The 17,487-nt window shown below is 64.3% G+C and carries 13 protein-coding genes; 5 read left to right on the top strand and 8 right to left on the bottom strand.

Annotated elements, in window-relative coordinates:
* Positions 1 to 105 precede the first annotated feature (105 nt).
* The gene (locus HG800_RS00600; protein ID WP_169972686.1) at positions 106 to 1,035 is read right to left on the bottom strand and encodes a MotA/TolQ/ExbB proton channel family protein; all 930 of its coding nucleotides are present in this window, start codon (positions 1,033 to 1,035) and stop codon (positions 106 to 108) included.
* Between the two features lie 274 nt (positions 1,036 to 1,309).
* Between HG800_RS00600 and HG800_RS00595 the strand changes: the two genes are divergently transcribed.
* Both HG800_RS00595 and mqnE read left to right on the top strand, forming a co-directional pair.
* The gene (locus HG800_RS00595) at positions 1,310 to 1,654 is read left to right on the top strand and encodes a hypothetical protein (protein WP_235963168.1); all 345 of its coding nucleotides are present in this window, start codon (positions 1,310 to 1,312) and stop codon (positions 1,652 to 1,654) included.
* Positions 1,655 to 1,859: 205 nt separating this feature from the next.
* Positions 1,860 to 3,011: an aminofutalosine synthase MqnE gene (mqnE, locus tag HG800_RS00590; protein ID WP_169972685.1), complete on the top strand. Its 1,152-nt coding sequence runs from the start codon at positions 1,860 to 1,862 to the stop codon at positions 3,009 to 3,011.
* Between the two features lie 277 nt (positions 3,012 to 3,288).
* Here mqnE and HG800_RS00585 read toward each other — a convergent pair whose 3' ends face one another.
* The 5 genes from HG800_RS00585 to ubiE form a co-directional block, all read right to left on the bottom strand.
* A complete protein-coding gene (locus HG800_RS00585) occupies positions 3,289 to 5,307 on the bottom strand; it encodes a prolyl oligopeptidase family serine peptidase (RefSeq protein WP_169972684.1) in 2,019 nt (672 codons plus the stop codon).
* 107 nt (positions 5,308 to 5,414) lie between these two features.
* Positions 5,415 to 6,122 carry a hypothetical protein gene (locus HG800_RS00580; protein WP_169972683.1) on the bottom strand — a complete coding sequence of 236 codons (708 nt, stop codon included), beginning with the start codon at positions 6,120 to 6,122 and terminating at the stop codon, positions 5,415 to 5,417.
* Positions 6,123 to 6,144: 22 nt separating this feature from the next.
* Entirely contained in the window at positions 6,145 to 7,050 is a 906-nt protein-coding gene (locus tag HG800_RS00575) for a UbiA-like polyprenyltransferase (protein WP_169972682.1), read from the bottom strand.
* Between the two features lie 16 nt (positions 7,051 to 7,066).
* Positions 7,067 to 7,705, bottom strand: coding sequence for a UbiX family flavin prenyltransferase (locus HG800_RS00570; RefSeq protein ID WP_169972681.1), 639 nt, complete (start codon positions 7,703 to 7,705; stop codon positions 7,067 to 7,069).
* Complete coding sequence (gene ubiE, locus HG800_RS00565; protein WP_315851942.1) at positions 7,702 to 8,469, bottom strand: bifunctional demethylmenaquinone methyltransferase/2-methoxy-6-polyprenyl-1,4-benzoquinol methylase UbiE; 768 nt, start codon at positions 8,467 to 8,469, stop codon at positions 7,702 to 7,704. Before ubiE ends, HG800_RS00570 begins: the two co-directional genes overlap by 4 nt.
* A 234-nt stretch (positions 8,470 to 8,703) precedes the next feature.
* Here ubiE and HG800_RS00560 point away from each other — a divergent pair, with 234 nt between their 5' ends.
* Positions 8,704 to 10,446: a glycoside hydrolase family 64 protein gene (locus HG800_RS00560; protein WP_169972679.1), complete on the top strand. Its 1,743-nt coding sequence runs from the start codon at positions 8,704 to 8,706 to the stop codon at positions 10,444 to 10,446.
* A gap of 98 nt (positions 10,447 to 10,544) precedes the next feature.
* Here the strand turns inward: HG800_RS00560 and HG800_RS00555 are convergent, their stop codons facing one another.
* Together HG800_RS00555 and HG800_RS00550 are read right to left on the bottom strand one after the other, a co-directional pair.
* On the bottom strand, positions 10,545 to 12,449 hold the full coding sequence (locus HG800_RS00555) for a calcium-binding protein (RefSeq protein ID WP_169972678.1): 1,905 nt from the start codon (positions 12,447 to 12,449) through the stop codon (positions 10,545 to 10,547).
* Between the two features lie 733 nt (positions 12,450 to 13,182).
* Positions 13,183 to 13,848 (bottom strand): hypothetical protein, encoded by a 666-nt coding sequence (locus HG800_RS00550; RefSeq protein ID WP_169972677.1) that lies wholly within the window; start codon positions 13,846 to 13,848, stop codon positions 13,183 to 13,185.
* 316 nt (positions 13,849 to 14,164) lie between these two features.
* Here HG800_RS00550 and HG800_RS00545 point away from each other — a divergent pair, with 316 nt between their 5' ends.
* Together HG800_RS00545 and HG800_RS00540 are read left to right on the top strand one after the other, a co-directional pair.
* The gene (locus HG800_RS00545; protein ID WP_169972676.1) at positions 14,165 to 15,409 is read left to right on the top strand and encodes a hypothetical protein; all 1,245 of its coding nucleotides are present in this window, start codon (positions 14,165 to 14,167) and stop codon (positions 15,407 to 15,409) included.
* Between the two features lie 214 nt (positions 15,410 to 15,623).
* Positions 15,624 to 17,468, top strand: a complete 1,845-nt coding sequence (locus HG800_RS00540) for a UbiD family decarboxylase (protein WP_169972675.1) — start codon at positions 15,624 to 15,626, stop codon at positions 17,466 to 17,468.
* The last annotated feature ends 19 nt before the right edge of the window (positions 17,469 to 17,487 follow it).

Genomic DNA, 17,487 nt, shown 5'->3' with positions numbered 1-17,487 from the left:
TGGCTCCGAGACTTCGAGGTGCCTGTCCTCCATTTCCGGCAGAGTGATTGAGAGCGGAACGTGCCTCTGAGGTTCCTGTTCGCCCTCCCGACGGTGGCGATCCGGTCACGAGAGACGCGATTCCGGCCGACCCCGCTCGGCGGCGGTCATCCCGGGCATGCTCCGACGATCGGTCCCGACCCACGTCTCGGCAGACACCAGTTCAATCACCCGCCGAACCTGCTCGTCTAGCTCCCGTACCAGCCGATCAATCCGATTCAAGAGGGCGTAATACGCAATCACCGAAACGATCGCGATGGCCAGTCCAAACGCCGTCGCCACCAGGGCCAGGCTAATCCCGTTCGCCAGCGCCTGGCCGCGCGAGGCATCCTGAACCGCCGGGCCTCCCAGCGCATCGAACGCCTCGATCAGGCCGACCACCGTGCCCAGCAACCCGAGCAGCGGGGCCAGCGTCGCCGTACCGTTGAGGACCCGCACGTTGCGCTTCATGTCGGCGATCTCCGACGCCGCATCCGCCTCCACCGCCTGGCGGATCGCCGTGGCCGGCTGCCCCCAGTAGCGAATCGCATGACCAAAGATCCGGGCCACCGGGCTCTCGTGCGCCCGGCACAACTCGGCGGCACGGTCACGGTCGAGCTTCCCTGAGGAGAGCCGATCTAGAAAACGCTCGACAAAATCCTTTGGAATCACCCGAGCCCGCCGCAAGGCCACCACCCGTTCCAGGGTGTAGCCCAGGGTGGCGATCGAGCACAGCACCAGCGGAATGAGCATCGGGTTGACGGTGCGAAGCAACGCCAGCACGCTCGATGTCCCCACCGGGGCGGTCTGCGGCTCGGCCGCGTCCGCTTGCTCCGTATCGGCCCCGATCGGTGGCTCGGTCAGGCGGTCCACCACCACCTCGGCCACGGGATCGCTCGGATCGACCGGCTCGATTTGCTCCTGCGCCGCAGAGGCGATCGTCACGATCACACCCATCAACGCTGCCATCCGCACCACGAGCCGAAGACCCGGGACACCCACTCGGACTCGGCCCATCGGGCATCCTCCTGGCCACACGGTCGCAAAGAGCCGATCGCTTCCCACGCTCGACCCGGCCCATTCCCCTCCTGGAACGCTCGGGCATGCTCGGCCCGCGGCGTCACATTCCAAACCGTCAGTTCGGAGACGATTCTAGCGGTCCGGCTTCCCCTGTCAATTCAATCGAATTTCCGGGCCACAACGAACTTGCAACCCCATTTGGCTCGCATACAATACAGGTGTACATCCTGCGCAACCTTGGGCCTGACGCGAGACGATCGAGGAGAACGTGATGTCGCAAGCGATGACCGCGTCGCGGGTTTCCCCCACCCCCGTTGCTCCGAAGGGACGGACGTTTCAGCTCTACCTCACAATCGACCGCTTCCCCTACCACGTTCGGCCGATCGTGACCGACCCGATCCTCGCTCGCCGGGCCTTCCAGTTGACCAAGCCCGACGGGGCGTCCTACAGCGTTTCTCAAACCCGAGACGGCCTGGTCTGCGACTGTCCCGACTTCATCTATCGACGCGACGGTCTCGACCCTGCCGGCTGCAAGCATATTCGCGCCCTCGTCTCCTGCGGCCTCCTCGAGCGGACCGATCGCGAAATCCAGGCCTCCGCCGTCCTCTCCCCGTAGGATGGGGCCTCGCACTCCCCCGATCTTCGTCCTTGGTCCGCCTCCTCTCCCGTCCTCTCCTCTCTGCGTCTTTTGCGTCTCTGCGCGCGATTCTCCTCCCCGTCCCTCGCTCGAACCGTGCCTTGATGGTCCGTTCAATTCCGACTAAACTTACAGACGAAACCGAGTCTTCCGGGACGACCCTCCTCCAACTTGGACCCCACGCATGGCGACCGACGACCCTCGATTGCTGGAGATTCGCGAGAAGGTGGAAGCTGGCCAGCGTCTGAGCTTTGACGACGGTCTGGCCCTCTACGCCACCAACGACCTGTTCGCGCTCGGCGAAATGGCCAATCTCGTCCGCGAGCGTTACAACGGCAACTTCGCCTACTACAACGTCAACACCCATATCAATCCGACCAACGTCTGCGTCTACAAGTGCGATTTCTGCGCCTTCCGCGCCGACCTGAACGAGGATCGCGCTTACACCATGGGTGAATCCGAGATCAAGGAACGGGCCGAACAGGCCCACGCCCGAGGCGCAACCGAGCTGCACATCGTCGGCGGCCTGCACCACAAGCTCCCCTTCCAGTATTACGTCGATGTCGTCCGCTGGGTGAAGGAAGCCGCCCCCGAGATTCATGTCAAGGCGTACACCGCCGTCGAATACGAGTGGTTCCGCAAGATCGAGCGCGGCTCGAACCTCCGCGACATCCTTCAGCGCTTGCTCGACGCCGGACTCGGCAGCCTTCCCGGCGGCGGTGCTGAGATCTTCCACCCCGAGGTCCGCGACCAGATTTGCGGCGCGAAGGCTTCGACCGAAACCTGGCTCGACGTCCATCGCACCGCCCACGAGCTCGGCTTGCACTCAAATGCCACCATGCTCTACGGGCACATTGAACGCCCCGAGCACCGGATCGACCACATGATCCGCCTCCGCGAGCTTCAGGACGAAACCGGCGGCTTCCAGACCTTCATCCCGCTCGCCTTCCATCCCGATAACTCCCGGATGGACGACATCCCGAAGCCGTCGGGCGTGATGGACCTGAAGACGATGGCCATCAGCCGCCTGATGCTCGACAACTTCCCGCACATCAAGGCCTACTGGATCATGCTCGGCATCAAGACCGCCCAGGTCGCCCTCTCCTTCGGGGCCGACGACCTCGACGGCACCGTCGTGCACGAAAAAATCTACCACGAAGCCGGTGCCGAGACTCCCGAAGAAATGACCATCGACGAGATCCGCCGCCTGATCGTCGAGGCCGGTCGCGTCCCCATCGAACGCGATACCCTCTACCACCGCATCGAGCGCGACGGCGCCCGCTGGTGGCCCGGCGAGCACATTGACGTCCCCGCCCTCGCCGGCGTCGTTCGCTGATCCCCCGATCTCGCCTCGATCCCCTAAACAGGCCGATGCCCGAGGGTTCCTCCCCCGGACATCGGCCTTCTTCATTGACGCAGAGACCGTCCACTCCCCTCAGACGCCCGGCTCGCGCCCAGCTCTCCGCCGACCCTCCCCCCCACCCGCGTGAGAATTTGAACCGGATCTCAACCCTCTCCCCCCGTTTCCCGGGACATTGAGCCGGTTCTCAACCCTCTCCCCTCCAGCGGGGCCCGAAGGCCAGAATCGAGGAAATCGATAAACGTACACATTTTCACTTTAACTTTTCCTTCACCCTCCACGCCTCATCAAAGAATCCCGACGACACCACCTCCTCCCCATCGTCAGAAATCCGAAACACGGCATGATCGCCGAGCCTCGGGAAGAGCAGGGCATTGGTCCCTCGGAATGCATCCTCCCCAAACGTGTGCCCGCTGTTGAGCACAACATACCGCGTCAGGCTCACCGGATTGGGGACGATCAACGCTGGAACATGGTCGGCCGCCGAGTTCGGCTCCACAAACCCAACCCGCTCGCGCGTCCACGATACCGGTAGCTCGGGCAAGAGCTGCCCGATCACGCGATTCGAACCGGGATCGCCGAACAGGATCAGGTGAGAATTCTTGAAGTCGTCGGCGGTCACCTCCGTATCATCCTTGATCGGCAACTCACCCCGCATCCATTGGTTCCAGTCCGCAGCAAAGCGAGCGAGCCGTGCCTCGGCCCACTGGTGGACGGTCGGATTCCAGGGCGTTCCCGTCCCTCGAACGCAGAGAAACGGCCCCATAAAGGCATCGTCAATCGGCCCTTGAAGGCCTGGATGTTTTCGCGTCCGAAGATTCAACTGCACGGCACGCGACTGCTCATAATCGAGCACGATCCAGGTCTCCCCCTCCCGCCGATAGTACGTATGCGGTAAGAGGTTGCCCCCGCCGTCGGCTAAAGGCAGCGTCACCCCGTCGATCCGGACCTTCTCCGCCACCTGCCGCTCAACCGCCAGCACCGCCACGTTCTCGGTCGTGATCTCAGCCACCTCTCGGACCTTGGGGTCCACCTCCGCATCGACCGTGGCCCGCTGGTAATGGTCGAGCAATTCCTCCACCTGAAGCCACGCTGCCCGATTGTACCGCGTCGAATAGGTGACGAACCGGACACGGCTCGCGGCGTAATCGACTCCTCGTCGCGCATGCTCATCGAGAAATGCGTCGATGGCCGCCTTGCTCGCCGGATCGACCCGGTGCCCCATCCCTTCGCCAACAATCCGAAGGAAATTGATCCCCTCGGCCCGCGTTTCCAGCCCTTCGGTCGTGGTCGTGAAGCCCAGATCGTTTAACGCCTGCACAAGGTTCTCCGAGGCCTGAAGCTGCGGGTCTTCCTCTCCCCCGTAGCCGACCATCGGCACGTTGAACGCGTTCAGCGCATAATCGACAGCATCGTAAATATGCAACCCTTTGCGCTGATAATCAGGGAGATCGTTCTGCTTGGCATAGTTGATCGTCTCGCTGAACCCGGCCCCCGCTTCGACGGCCGCCCAGGTACTCGGGTGGTGCAAGCCCAGATGCCAGGCCCCGGCCCCTCCCATCGAGAACCCTCGCAAGACAATCCGCTCCGGGTCGATCCGCTCGGTCCGCCGTACTGCGTCGATCGCCTCGAACACGTCCGTCTCACCGGCCCACCGATACGCGTTGTTCCCCCGGCCGTACACGTGCAACACGATCCGATCGCCCAACCCCTCCGGAGCGTCCTTCCCGTCGTGATCCCGGATGAACCTCACTTCATTCAATCGCGCGTTCCTTCCGTGCAACACCACATCAAGCCGCACCCGCTGCGACCGATCCAGGCCCTCCGGTCGATACACCGCATACGGCTGCACCGACCCATCCACCAGCGACCGATACCCCCGCACCACTCCCCCCGCCGCCGACTCCCAGGGCCGCTCCCCCCCGATCGCCTGCTCCGCCCGTTCCAGCCCCCGATCGAGCGCCTCAATCGTCCACTTCGCCGAATCCTTCTCGAAAAACTCTTCGTGACGGACGATCCACTCCGCCGCCTTGTGAAAGACAGCCACATCCGCCAGGGCATCTCCCAGCGCTCGCTGTTCGGGAGTCAGCACTTCGGCCAGCCGATCGAGCCGCTCGGCCAGCGCCGCGGTCTTCTCCCAGATCTCGGCAAGCTGTTCGGCACTCGGCGGATGCCGATCGTCCTGCGCCCCCGATCGCGTCGGGGCCAGGCCGAGAAGCAGGGGGAAAAGGATCCCCATTCGAATCCCCACGTGGGGCTGTAGTGCGCTCATGATCGCGGCTCCGGGTCGAGCATGCGAGGGCTTCCCACGGCTTCGGCGCCTCTTGGGTTCGCATGAGTCCCGATTCTATCACGGACCGATGCCGGACCCCACCAGGCTCAGCGTCCGATCCGCTCCAGCGTCGCGACGTAGTCCGGATACAAACGCTCGACCTCCCGCTGAACCTGCCGAGCCTCGCGGTACGGCCGAAGCCGACTCAGGATCAACGCCGGGGTGATCAGCGCAACCGCCACCGCGAGCGCCGCAACCTTCCCGAGACTCGCCCCGACAACGACCAGGCTCGCCATCAATCCCACGGCCACAAGCGCCCCCAGACACCCGATCGGGGTGAGCGTGTTCATCAAGGAATGCTGGAACCGTTGAACCTCCGAGAGCCGTTCCGCGAGTCGGTCCTCGTGGAATCCTTCGGGGTAGTCCATCTCGTACAGCGCGATCGCGTAAACCCCCGAAGGAACTTTGCAACGTTCTCCCATATGAGGATACTTGCGGATCAACGCATCGTCGCGACGAAAAGCGTACTCGATCCCCGCGAAGATCAGTTCCCCGCCCCGCACCTCGATCCCGCCGCCGCAGGATTCCGAGGCCCCGGCATGGGGGGCGAGTCCTTCGGGCAAGACACCGTCAATGCAGAGACCAAGACTGTAACCGCCATCGGCCGCGGTATTCACCCAGATGAGCCGGCCTTCCCCATCCAGCCGCTCGATCTCATCCATGGGGTCGGCTGCATCGTCATACCCCTCGGGAAGGACCTCCGGGTCGAACAGAACCATCGAAGCTGCGTCGGTACCGCCCTTGAGGACAATCATGCCGGCCTTCCTCCGGCGAATCTCAGACCAACAGATCCACCACCCCGACGACGAGCAACCCCAGGCTAATCCCGATATTCACCTGGAAGAACGCCACATTCACCCTTCCCAGATCGTCGGGACGCACAATCGAATGCTCATACACCAGCAAGACCGCCACCACCGCCACGCCCACCCAGTAGATCATCCCGAACGCCGGCATGCTCAGCCCGAGCCCCACCAGCGCCGCCACCATCGCCGCATGACTCGCCGACGCCAGCCGCAAGGCCCCCGCGATCCCCAATCGCGACGGGATGCTCTTCAACCCGCTCGACCGATCAAAACTCGCGTCCTGGCACGCATAAATGATGTCGAACCCGCCCACCCAGCACAGCACCGCGATCCCCAGTAGCACCGGCGGCCAGGCCAGGTCCCCCCGAATTGCGATCCACGCCGCAATCGGCGCCATCGCCAGCGCGGCCCCCAGCCAGTAGTGCGCCAGGCTCGTGAACCGCTTCGCATACGAGTACCCGAGCAACCACACCAGGACCGGCACCGACAGCACGATCGGCCACGGATTCTGCGGCAAAAACAACGCCGTCGCCCCGATGAACAGTGCCGCGTTCACGATCGTGAACGCCGCGACCGCTCGCACCGAGAGCCTCCCGCTCGGCAGATGCCTCGTCGCCGTCCTCGGGTTCCTCGCGTCGATCTGCCGATCAACCAGCCGGTTAAATGCCATCGCCGCCGACCGCGCCGTCACCATGCACAGAAGGATCCCGATCCATTCCTTCGGCCCCGCCTGCGCCCCCGCCGACGGGTCGAGCGCCGCCATCGCCCCCCCCAGCAGGGCGAATGGCAGCGCGAACAGCGTGTGGCTGAACCGGATCATCCCCAGAATCTCGCCCAGCTTCCCCAGGAAGCCGGTCGGTCGCGCGTCGGTGGTCATGAGTCTTCGGGTCCGATCAGCCTTCAAGTTCCGCCGGCGGTTTGCCGTATCCCCAGCGCCGGATCAGGTCGTTCCCCACGCCGAGCTGATCGCAAATCCGCCCCACCACGAAGTTCACCAGATCATCGAGCGAGCTCGGTTGATGATACCACCCCGGCATCGCCGGCAAGACCACCCCGCCCGCCCGCGTCACCGCGGTCATGTTTTCCAGGTGGATTAGGTTCAAGGGGGTCTCCCTCGGCACCAGGATCAGCTTCCGACGCTCCTTCAAGTGAACATCCGCCGCCCTCGTGATCAGGTTCGTCGTCACTCCATGCGCAATCGACGCCAGCGTACTCATGCTGCACGGGCAAACCACCATTCCCCCCGTCGGAAACGATCCGCTCGCAATCCCCGCCGTGAAGTCCGCATGATGATGATACACCACCCGCCCCGGCCCAAGATCGCCAAACACTCCCGGATCGAACCGCGACACCGATTGCCCCGGCGCGATCCCCATCTCCTCCCTCATCACATGGGCACCGCTCGAACTGATCGTCAGATGGACCGTCAATCCCGATCCGCAGAGCACCTGGAGCAACCTCACCGCATACGGCGCCCCGCTCGCCCCCGTGATCGCCAGCACGATCGGCAAGGGCTCCCCCGACCGGCTCACGACTCCGCTCCCGCCGCCGGCTTCGTCCCCACGTAAAGGGTCGCGATCCCGAACGTCAACGGATGCTGCACCGTCTCGGTCAACCCCCGCGACGCCATCAAATCGAGCATCTCCTGACCGTCGGGGAACTGCATCACTGTTTCAGGAAGATATTTGTACGCGTTGTACTGATTCGGCGCGATCGTCTGCCCCACCTTCGGCAGAATATGCTTGAAGAAGGTCAGATACGCCCGCCCCAGCACCGGCCCCCTCGGCCTCGAAAACTCCAGGATCGCCACCTTCCCCCCCGGCCTCGCGACCCGGATCATCTCATCTAGCCCTTTGGACGTATCGCTCACGTTCCTGAGCCCAAACGCCACCGTCACCACGCCGAATCCATCGCTCGGGAACGGCAACCGCTGGGTGTCTCCTTCAATGAGTGTCACCCGCTCCTCGGCCCCTCGCTTCTTCGCCTTCACGTTCCCGATCAGCAGCATTTCCCGGCAAAAATCCGACCCCACGACCGGTGTTTTCCCCTCCGCCGCCTTGTCGTACGCCAGCGCCAGGTCCGCCGTCCCCGTGCAGCAATCGAGCACCGGCACCCCCGGTTCCGGCGGCACCATCTTGACGGTAAACCGCCTCCAGAGCGTGTCGATGTTCAGGCTCAACAGGTGATTCAGCAGGTCGTACTTCCCCGCGATCGACGCGAACATCGAGCGTACTCGATGCCCCGACTTGTCAATTTCAGGGGCAGACACCGCTTCCGGATCGGTCTGAGTGGCCACGTCGTTTCTGTCCGTCAACATTCGTTCGAGCAGGGCGGAACCTGGAACAGTCATTCACCACCGGATGATATAGACGATCGGCCCTTTTTGTCCACGATCACCGGTTGAACTCGCTCCCAATCCGCTTCCGCGTTGACAGACACCCATTCCGGTTCTATCCGTTCCCACAATAGGTCTGACCACGATCACCGACCGCTTCTGAAGCAACGCACCGAGTCCTCACGGAAACCACCCATGCCGAACCACCGCCGTCGGAACCCGTTGTCGTTGCGTCCCAACCCCTCCTGCGAGGCCCTCGAAGCCCGCACCTTGCTCAGTACCGTCCCCGCCCTTTTCCACCGATTTGGAGCGATCGAGGCTCCCCAGCAGCGTTCCTCGGTCCCCTTACCGCTCGGCACCGATCGGGTCGATCCCGGCCCTTCCGATCGGATCGTCTACCAGATCGAGGTCAAACCGCTCGATGACAGCCCCTTGATCCCCGGCCAGGTCCAGATTCGCCGAGGCTCCGGCCCTGCGGTCGTCCCCCACCAGATTCGATCCGGAGAGACCATCACAGCCTTCGTGGCCCTTCGGCCGGGAAACTTCTCCCTCTCCGTTGCCGGCCGGGGCGAATCAACCGGGGCCTTCATCGTTTCGGTCGGCCTCGCCGGCGACATCTCCGGCGATTTCGACGTCGATCCCGAGGACTTCCTGCAGGCCGCCGACGCCTTCCGATCTCAACTCAGCCCCGGCGCCTCCCAGGCCACCTCCGCCGCCACCCGCACTCAACTCCTGCGAACGGGCCTGATGGCCCTGCGCAATCAGGGTGCCGAGGCCACCCCCTTCGTGACCTTCCGCTTCGACAATCTCACCGCTCCCGGCCGCGATCCCCACGGCACACCCGCCTACACCAATGCGTCGATCCACGTCGCCATCACCGCTCAGAACGCCTCCGGAACGTTCGTCCGGGTCGATCCGAGTGGCTCCACCACCGCGATGGCACTCGGCGACAACACCGCGCCGGGGCACATCACGAAGAACTCCATCGACTACTCGAACTATTTCCATACGATCGACCAGTTCGCCTCCGGCTGGGACGTTCCCTACCAGCTCCAGGGCGCTCGGCTCTGGATCGGCATGGGCAGTCCCCTCTATCTGAAGGTCACCCCCGACGCCGCCGGCAACATCGGGTTCGCCGGGCCCGACTTCGGCAACCCGACCGACCCGAACCTCAACCTGTACGTTGACTGGATCGAGTTCTCCACCATGAATTCCGGGTTTAATGGTAACACCACCCAGGTCGACCAGTTCGGCGTCCCCTTGACGCTCACCCTCTCGCAGACCGGCCAGTCCGACCAGACCGTCGGGCTCGAAACCAGCCGATCCACCCTCTTCCAGAAGTACGCTCAGGACGTGGATCCCGCCTTCCAGTCCTTGCGAACGGCCCAGGCCCCCTACCGCATCCTCGCGCCAAAGCACGGCATCTATTCCCAGGCGAACAATCCCACCTATTTCGACACCTATATCTACACCGTCTGGACCTCCTTCCAGACCACCACCTGGGAGTTCCAGAACGTCCTCGGCACCTTCACCGGCACCGTTTCTCCCCAGACCCAGGTCCTGACCCTTCACCCCAAGGGCAACCCCCAAGGGCCGTCCTACACCATCCAGAAGCCCAAGACCTGGGAGATTTTCGCCGCCGCCGGCAACATGGCCACCGGCAACGCCATCGAGAAGGCCATCCAGGCCCAGATCGTCGCCGGCTTTACCCGCCACGTCGCGGCCAACAACCCCGCGATCAACGTCCCCCCCTTCACCCAGACTTCCTCCTTCTACGCCCAATCCCCCGCCAACTTCTACGCCCAGTTCTGGCACGAATACGGCCTCGACGGCCTCGCCTACGGCTTCGACTACGACGACGTCTACGGCCAGAACCCCACCGTCACCGGCTCCTCCTCCCTCTCCCCCCGGGTCACCGTCAACCTCGGCTGGGATTGACCATTCCTCATCCCTCCGAAAAAACTTGAGTCCGACCCGCGACCTCCCGGGTCGCGGGTCGGCGGAGAACGCCGGTTGCCCAATCAACTGGGGCAGCGTCAGTCGATGATGATCGTTACGTTGTCGTTCGAAGTGCCCTGCGTCGTCTGCACAACCACCGTCTGGGGCAGCACGCTGAACTGGTCCGGGGCAATCACACTGATCTGAGTGTCGCTGACGGTCTGGAAGTTTTCCGAATCCAGCGGCACACCCCCGATCAGCACTCCGGTGACGAGCGAAGGATACAATCCCGTCCCGTGAATCGTAAAGGTCCCGCCCTCCGAGACGACCGGCTCGCCCAGGATCGAGTTCGGCGCGGTCAGGCCGGTCACCACGGGGTCTTGCAGCGCGAAGGTGCTGCCGAACGGGATGGGGATCTTCGATTCCAGCTGGGCAGCGACGTTGCCCGGGCCCGGCGGGTTGAGCACCTGGAAGGCCGCTGAGTTGGGCAGAATCAAGCCCGATTGCAACTGGAACTGGGTATAGGCCGAGAACGGCACGCTCCAGATCCACTGATTGAACACGGTGTACGACTCGCCGATCCTGGGACGATCGTTCACGGCATAGGTCCACGAGGGAAAGCCCGTCGAGAAGTCGGTGGCATTCACGACATCGACCGGAGGGACCGTGGTGGCCTTCGAGTTCGAGATCGTGGTGCTCTTCGTCACGGACGCGTCGAGGCCCTGGCTCGTGTTGAACCCGACACTCACGCTGACCGTATCGCTCACGCCGCCGGTGAGTGTGGTGGCCTCCATGACCGTCGCCGGACTCGTCTGGAAGACGGTCGGCGAATGAGTGAGCGGGACGGTCGTGTCAGCCGAGTTGTCCCATTCGTCGATCGTCGGCGGGTTGCCGACGGCGAAATCGACCTCCTGGAGGACGTAATAGAGGTCAACGTTGTCCTCGAACGCCCGCAGAGACCACACGGTGTTGACGATCTGGACCTGATTGCCATACGAGTCGGTTGCGACGGTCGAAGACATGGAGGACTTGGCGATCTGGATGAGGTTCTGCGAGGAGCCGTCGCCGGGAGACGTCTCGGGCACAACGGCCGTCGCCGAGAGCGCCTGGCTCAGGGCCTCCAACATATGCCCCCCGGCGATCCGGCGCGCGGCCGCGGTCTGGGGGCGATCCGACGCCAGCAGAAACGCCGTCGAGGCCTCGTGGGCCTCCCCGTCCGGGCGGGTGCTGTTGCGGAAGACGACCAGGTCGGCGTGGGGGACGCTCGGATCCCATCCCACTCCCCCCTGGTGGCCGAGCAACTCGCCCAGCCGATCGACGTCGGCGTCCGTCGCGCGGGTCAGGGCGACGGGCTGCCCGGCCTCGTAGGTCGCCCTCAGCCGCACGACGACGCTCGGGTCGGCCAGGTCGGCCGGCCCAATGACGATCGGGGTCGTGGCATCGAGGCCCGTCGCCCGCAACGGCTGAGGCGTATAGGTCCGGAAGAGATGCGGCATCGCCGCCCCCGAGGCCGCCTTCGAGACGCGGATCGCCCCCATGCGGTGAGGCGTCACCACGCGGTCGCGCCCGGCCCCGGCGTCCAGCGCATCTCGGCCCGCCGAGCCAACCACCAGGTCATCGCCGTCGCCGCCGAAGGTCTGGTCCGGGCCCGACCCACCCCGGAGCCGATCCGCTCCGGCCCCGCCGTGGATCACCGCGGGCTGTCTCACGCCCTGCCCCAGCAGAACAATGTCGTCCCCCGCTCCGGCATCAATCTGGATCTGGGAGACGGGCCCGAATCGGCCGCGGTCCTCCCCATCAATGACGACGCGAAGCACATCCGACCGGCCTCCGAATCCGACCAGGATTCGGTCGGGTCCCTCCGTGCCGGTAATCACCAACGTCTCGCCGATGACCTCCACGGCCGCAGACAGGGCCAGCCTCGGCTCAAGCCCTTCGAGGCCGGGGCGCACGGCCCGTCGAGGCACCACGTACGATCGTTTTCGCGCTCGGGTGGAAGACATGGCGGCTCCGGGATGCTGGGAACAGAGGAGTGAACACGTCACCGCCTCACCTGAAGTCGACGAACGATTCGTCGTCTTGATCCACGAACGCGAACGAAACCTCAGGGAAAAACACGACGGAACGCTCGGATCATTCCAAGCCATCGAACAAATTGTCTCGTGCTCCTTGCGGTGATGCAAGCACAATCCGATCTCTGTCAAACCCTCTTTCCAGCAGCAGTCCATCGCATCGGACTCCCCCGATCCGATGACTACGCCTCCCGTTTATCCCGATGCTATCGGTATCGGGCTTTCCGTTTCCGATGCCATTCCGCGTCCAGGGGCCGCGCGCCGGGAAGCCCAGACTTCAACACCAGGCACGCATCGAGCGAAACGAGAGCACCCACCATGAGCCACGCACCGATCCCGACCGAACCCGATCACAACCCCGCGGGTGGCCCCGGTTGCTCGTCAACCGGGGCGGCGTCGCCGCACGAGGCTTAGGGCGTCTCACCGTGGCCTCTCGTCGCTCCGCGACCCCGGTTGGCAAGTGTGCGATGCAGGGACATGGGTCACACCCGGTGCAGGGACATGGGTCACACGCACCGGTTGTTCACCATTCTACAAGCGTGTGGGCTCCGAGAGCATGGCGGAGAGGAGATGGCGGACGCAGTGCGGACCGAAATTGACTTCCAGGTGAGCCTCGGTCTCGACCACGCGGACCCGCTGGCCGACCAGGTCACGGCCCTCGCCGTTAATTGTTCTCCCCGAACACCTTTTGCCCTTCCTCGACAATTTTTTTCACTTCTTTGACAAAATTGGGGTGGTGTCTCGCGAAGCCCTTCACCTCGAACCTTCGAACTCTCATGGCGATACGTTCGGGCAGGTCGATGACGAATGGTTCCGTCCTACTACTCCCGCCCAGTGCAGTGCCATTCACACCCAACTGCTTGGGAATCAGCATTTTGATGATGACGTTGTCTCGATCGTCGAAGAGGGTGATGATGCCCGCCGCGTGGAACCCCGCAAACACCGTTCGGTTGATTCCCGTGAGCTCGCCGTCGATCCTGGCTGCTTTACCCACTTGGCTGATCTGGGCCGTCACGTAGACCCAATGACCTTCGTCCACCCGGAACTCTCTGTTACCTTCTGCCTGTTTGATCGGGAGATGCATCATCACCTCCGTCTCCTCAGTGACGGACTTCGCCCCCTCCGCCAGCTTCGACTGCTCTTCGTCGACCGCACCAATGCCACAACATGCCAGGGACAGCACGGCCGCGATCATTGTCTGATTCATGGTGGCCTCTGTATTGAATGCGAGCCTCGAACGCATCAGTTCCTTCAGTATTTCTAGATTCCATGTCAAGAGTACGACGTATTTTCTCCCCGTGAGCCGCTTCACATAAGCTGTTGGCGTCATGCGTCTTCGTGTTTTCATCGAACGCGACCAATACGTCCTGGGCAACCCCAGCGAAGGTTCATGGAATCCTCACGCATCGAACAGGTTTTCCCGTGGTTCTTGCGTCGTTGCGAGCGGAATCCGGGGCTCATCAAGTGACACGGCCATTGGCGACCCAAGACATCGGACTTCCCCGATGCGATGACTACGCCTCCCGTTTTTCCCGATGCTATCGGTATCGGTCTTTCCGTCCCCGAGGCCGCCCCGAGGAGGTCGCGCCCCGGAACGCCCAAGGATCGAACCAGACACGCATCGAGCGAAATGAGAGCAACCCACCATGAGCCCCACACCCATCCCGACCGAACCCGATCGCAACCCTTCTTCCCGCTCCGGCACCCGCACCGAGGCCGGTCGGCGGCGCAGCCGGCTCAATGCGAAAAAGCACGGCCTGACCGCCGCCTTGCCCGACGGTGAGGCCGAGGCCGCCCTCATGCAATCGTTCGCCGACCGCTGGGTCTCCCAGATCGGCGCGGACACGGAGGCGGAGGAAGCGCTCATCCGATCCTCGGCCGTCGCCTATGCCCGGCTCGAACGATGCCGGAAGGTCGAGGAGGAAACCCTGAAGGACACGGGCCGCAAGGCCATTGCCGCCTGGGAGAAGCAGCGGCAACGGGCCACTCGGAAGGTCGCGCAAGGGCTGTCGAACGACCCGAGCAACACCCTGGCCGACCTGGAGGCCGACTCCTTCGGCTGCGAGTGGCTCATCCGCCAGTGGCTGAAGCTCGACGCCCGACTGGAGCAGGGGATCGGTTGGGACCGCGACGACTTCCCCCGCGCCATGCACTTGTTCGGCCTCGTCCCCCAGGCCCCCGGCCCCGACGCCGCTCCCATCATCCAGCGCCTCTGGTACCTCGCCCGACTCTGTTCCGGATTCCCCGTTCCCGAATCCCCTCGGCTTCCCCAGGACCCCGTCTCCGGCCGGATCGCCTTGCGAGCCATCATCGCCGAGGAACTCGACCGCCTCGAAGCCCTCCGCGACCAGCGCTGGCATGATCACGACCAGGCCGAAGCCCTCTCCGTCGCCCAAAGCGCCCAGATCGACACGAGCAAGGAGGGCCAGCTTCGCCAGCGCTACCGCCGCGAGGCCTTCTCCGAAATGATTCGGGGAATCAACCAGGTGATGCGGCTTCGGGTCGAGCGGAGCAAGGATCAGGATCGGGTGTGGCACCAAGCCCACCCCGAATTTCACCGCCGACGCGCGGCCCCCACCGGGCCGACCCACGCCGGGTTCCCCAACGTCGCCCCGCCAAGAACCGATCCCGATCCGCCTCACCCCCCAGGCCCGGCCTCGGCGTCGAACGCCCCGGCTAATTCCCGAAACGAACCGCAATCTCCGGCCTCGAAACACAACCCCGATCGCTCGAACACGAATCCTTCATTGGAGATACGACCCGACCCCTCTCCTGCGTCTCCTCAGGGCAATTGGCGCACCGAACCGCCATCAAGGGGTTCCTTCCCCTCGGATTCGGCGTCGCAACCGGCCACCGATGCCCCCTCGCTGCCCCCCGAACGCACTCGCTAGGCCGTCCGATTCTCGCAAACTCCCGATTTCCCCTCCCGGACGACTCCGGCCCGGGAGCACGTCCGCCGCGAGCCGAGCGCCGTCCCCATCGCTCCTTGGCATCCCGAACCACCCGAGCATGGCCAAATCGCCCGGGATCACTAAGCTATCTTCTGTGGAGGTCGCCCGGCCTCCGTCACGCCCTGACCTCTCGAACGAGTCCTGAGACGCTGGCATGGGATACCGATCGCTCGCCGATTGCCTTGACGACCTGAGATCGAAGGGAGACCTCATCGAGATCACCACCGAGGTCGATCCTCGCCTGGAGGTTGCTGCCATCCAGCGCCGGGTCTACGAGGCCCAGGGGCCGGCCTTGCTCTTCAAACGGGTCAAGGGGTGTGCCTTCCCTGTCGTCGGGAACCTGTTCGGCACGATCGAGCGGACCCGCTGGATCTTCCGAGACACCCTGGAGGCCGTCCGCCACCTCGTCGAGCTGAAGGTCAGCCCTCCGAACGGCTTCAAGCGTCCCTGGCGCTACTACGATGTCCCGAAAACTGGACTGAACCTCCTCCCTCGTCGAGCGCGATATGGTCCGATCCTCAGCCACCGGACGACCGTTTCGAGCCTCCCCCAGCTCGTCAGTTGGCCGAAGGACGGGGGCGCATTCGTCACTCTGCCGCAGGTCTACACCGAGCACCCCGAGACCCCCGGCCTGGCGAAGTCGAACCTCGGCATGTACCGCGTCCAGCTTTCCGGCAACACGTACGAGCCCGACCGCGAGATCGGCCTCCACTACCAGATCCACCGCGGTATCGGCATCCACCACGCCGCAGCCATCAAGAAGGGGGAGCCGCTCCGCGTGAACATCTTCGTCGGCGGCCCTCCCGCCATGACCGTCGCTGCCGTCATGCCCCTGCCTGAAGGCCTTCCCGAACTTAGCTTTGCCGGCGCCCTCGGCGGCCGGGCCGTGCGGATGGTCCGGCCGCCCGACTGGCCGTTGGCCATGCCCGCCGAGGCCGACTTCGTCATCTGCGGCACCATCAACCCCCACGAGACGAAGCCCGAAGGCCCCTTCGGCGACCACCTGGGTTACTACGCCCTTGTGCACGAGTTCCCGGTCATGAAGGTCGATCGCGTTTACCACCGTCCCGGAGCCATCTGGCCCTTTACCTCCGTCGGCCGCCCGCCTCAGGAGGACACCTCGTTCGGCGAGTTGATCCACGAGCTGACCGGCCCGCTCGTCCCGACCGTCTTGCCAGGGGTGAAGGCCGTGCACGCGGTCGACGCCGCAGGCGTTCACCCGCTCTTGCTCGCGATCGGCAGCGAGCGCTACGTCCCTTATGCCCAGGAGCGTCGACCGCAGGAAATCCTCACCCAGGCCAACGCCATCCTCGGCCAGGGGCAGATGTCGCTGGCGAAGTATCTCTTGATCATTGCCGAGGAAGACAACCCCGAGCTGGACATCCACGACATCGGCCGCTTCCTCCAGCACCTACTCGAACGGGCCAACTGGGAAACCGACCTGCATTTCCAGACGAAAACGACGATGGACACTCTCGACTACTCCGGCCACGGCTTCAACCAGGGGTCGAAGGTCGTCATCGCCGCTGCCGGCCCGAAGCGGAGAGACCTTCCCACGGAGATCCCCAGCGACCTGAACCTGCCCGACGGCTTCAGCAACCCCCGCGTTTGCCTTCCGGGTGTCCTCGCCCTGCAGGCGCCCCCGTTCGCCCCCGACCACCGTGGCGAAGACCAGAGCCAGGCCGCCTTCTGCTGGTCGTTCCAGCCGGGCGATCCCATCAACGTCTTCCCGCTCATCGTGTTTGTGGATGACAGCGACTTCGCCGCGAAGTCCCTCAAGAACTTCCTCTGGGTCACCTTCACCCGCTCCAACCCCGCGGCCGACATCCACGGCATCGGAGCTTCGACCGTTCAAAAACACTGGGGATGCCGCGGCTCACTCGTCATCGACGCCCGGATCAAGCCGCACCACGCCCCCCCGCTGGAAGACGACCCCGACGCCGAGCGCAAGGTTGATTCCCTCGGAGCCCCCGGAGGCCCACTGCATGGGGTGATCTGACGAAAGGCCAGGCGCGGTC

Source organism: Tautonia rosea, assembly GCF_012958305.1.
GTDB lineage: Bacteria > Planctomycetota > Planctomycetia > Isosphaerales > Isosphaeraceae > Tautonia > Tautonia rosea.
This window is presented reverse-complemented; position numbering and strand designations above follow the sequence as displayed.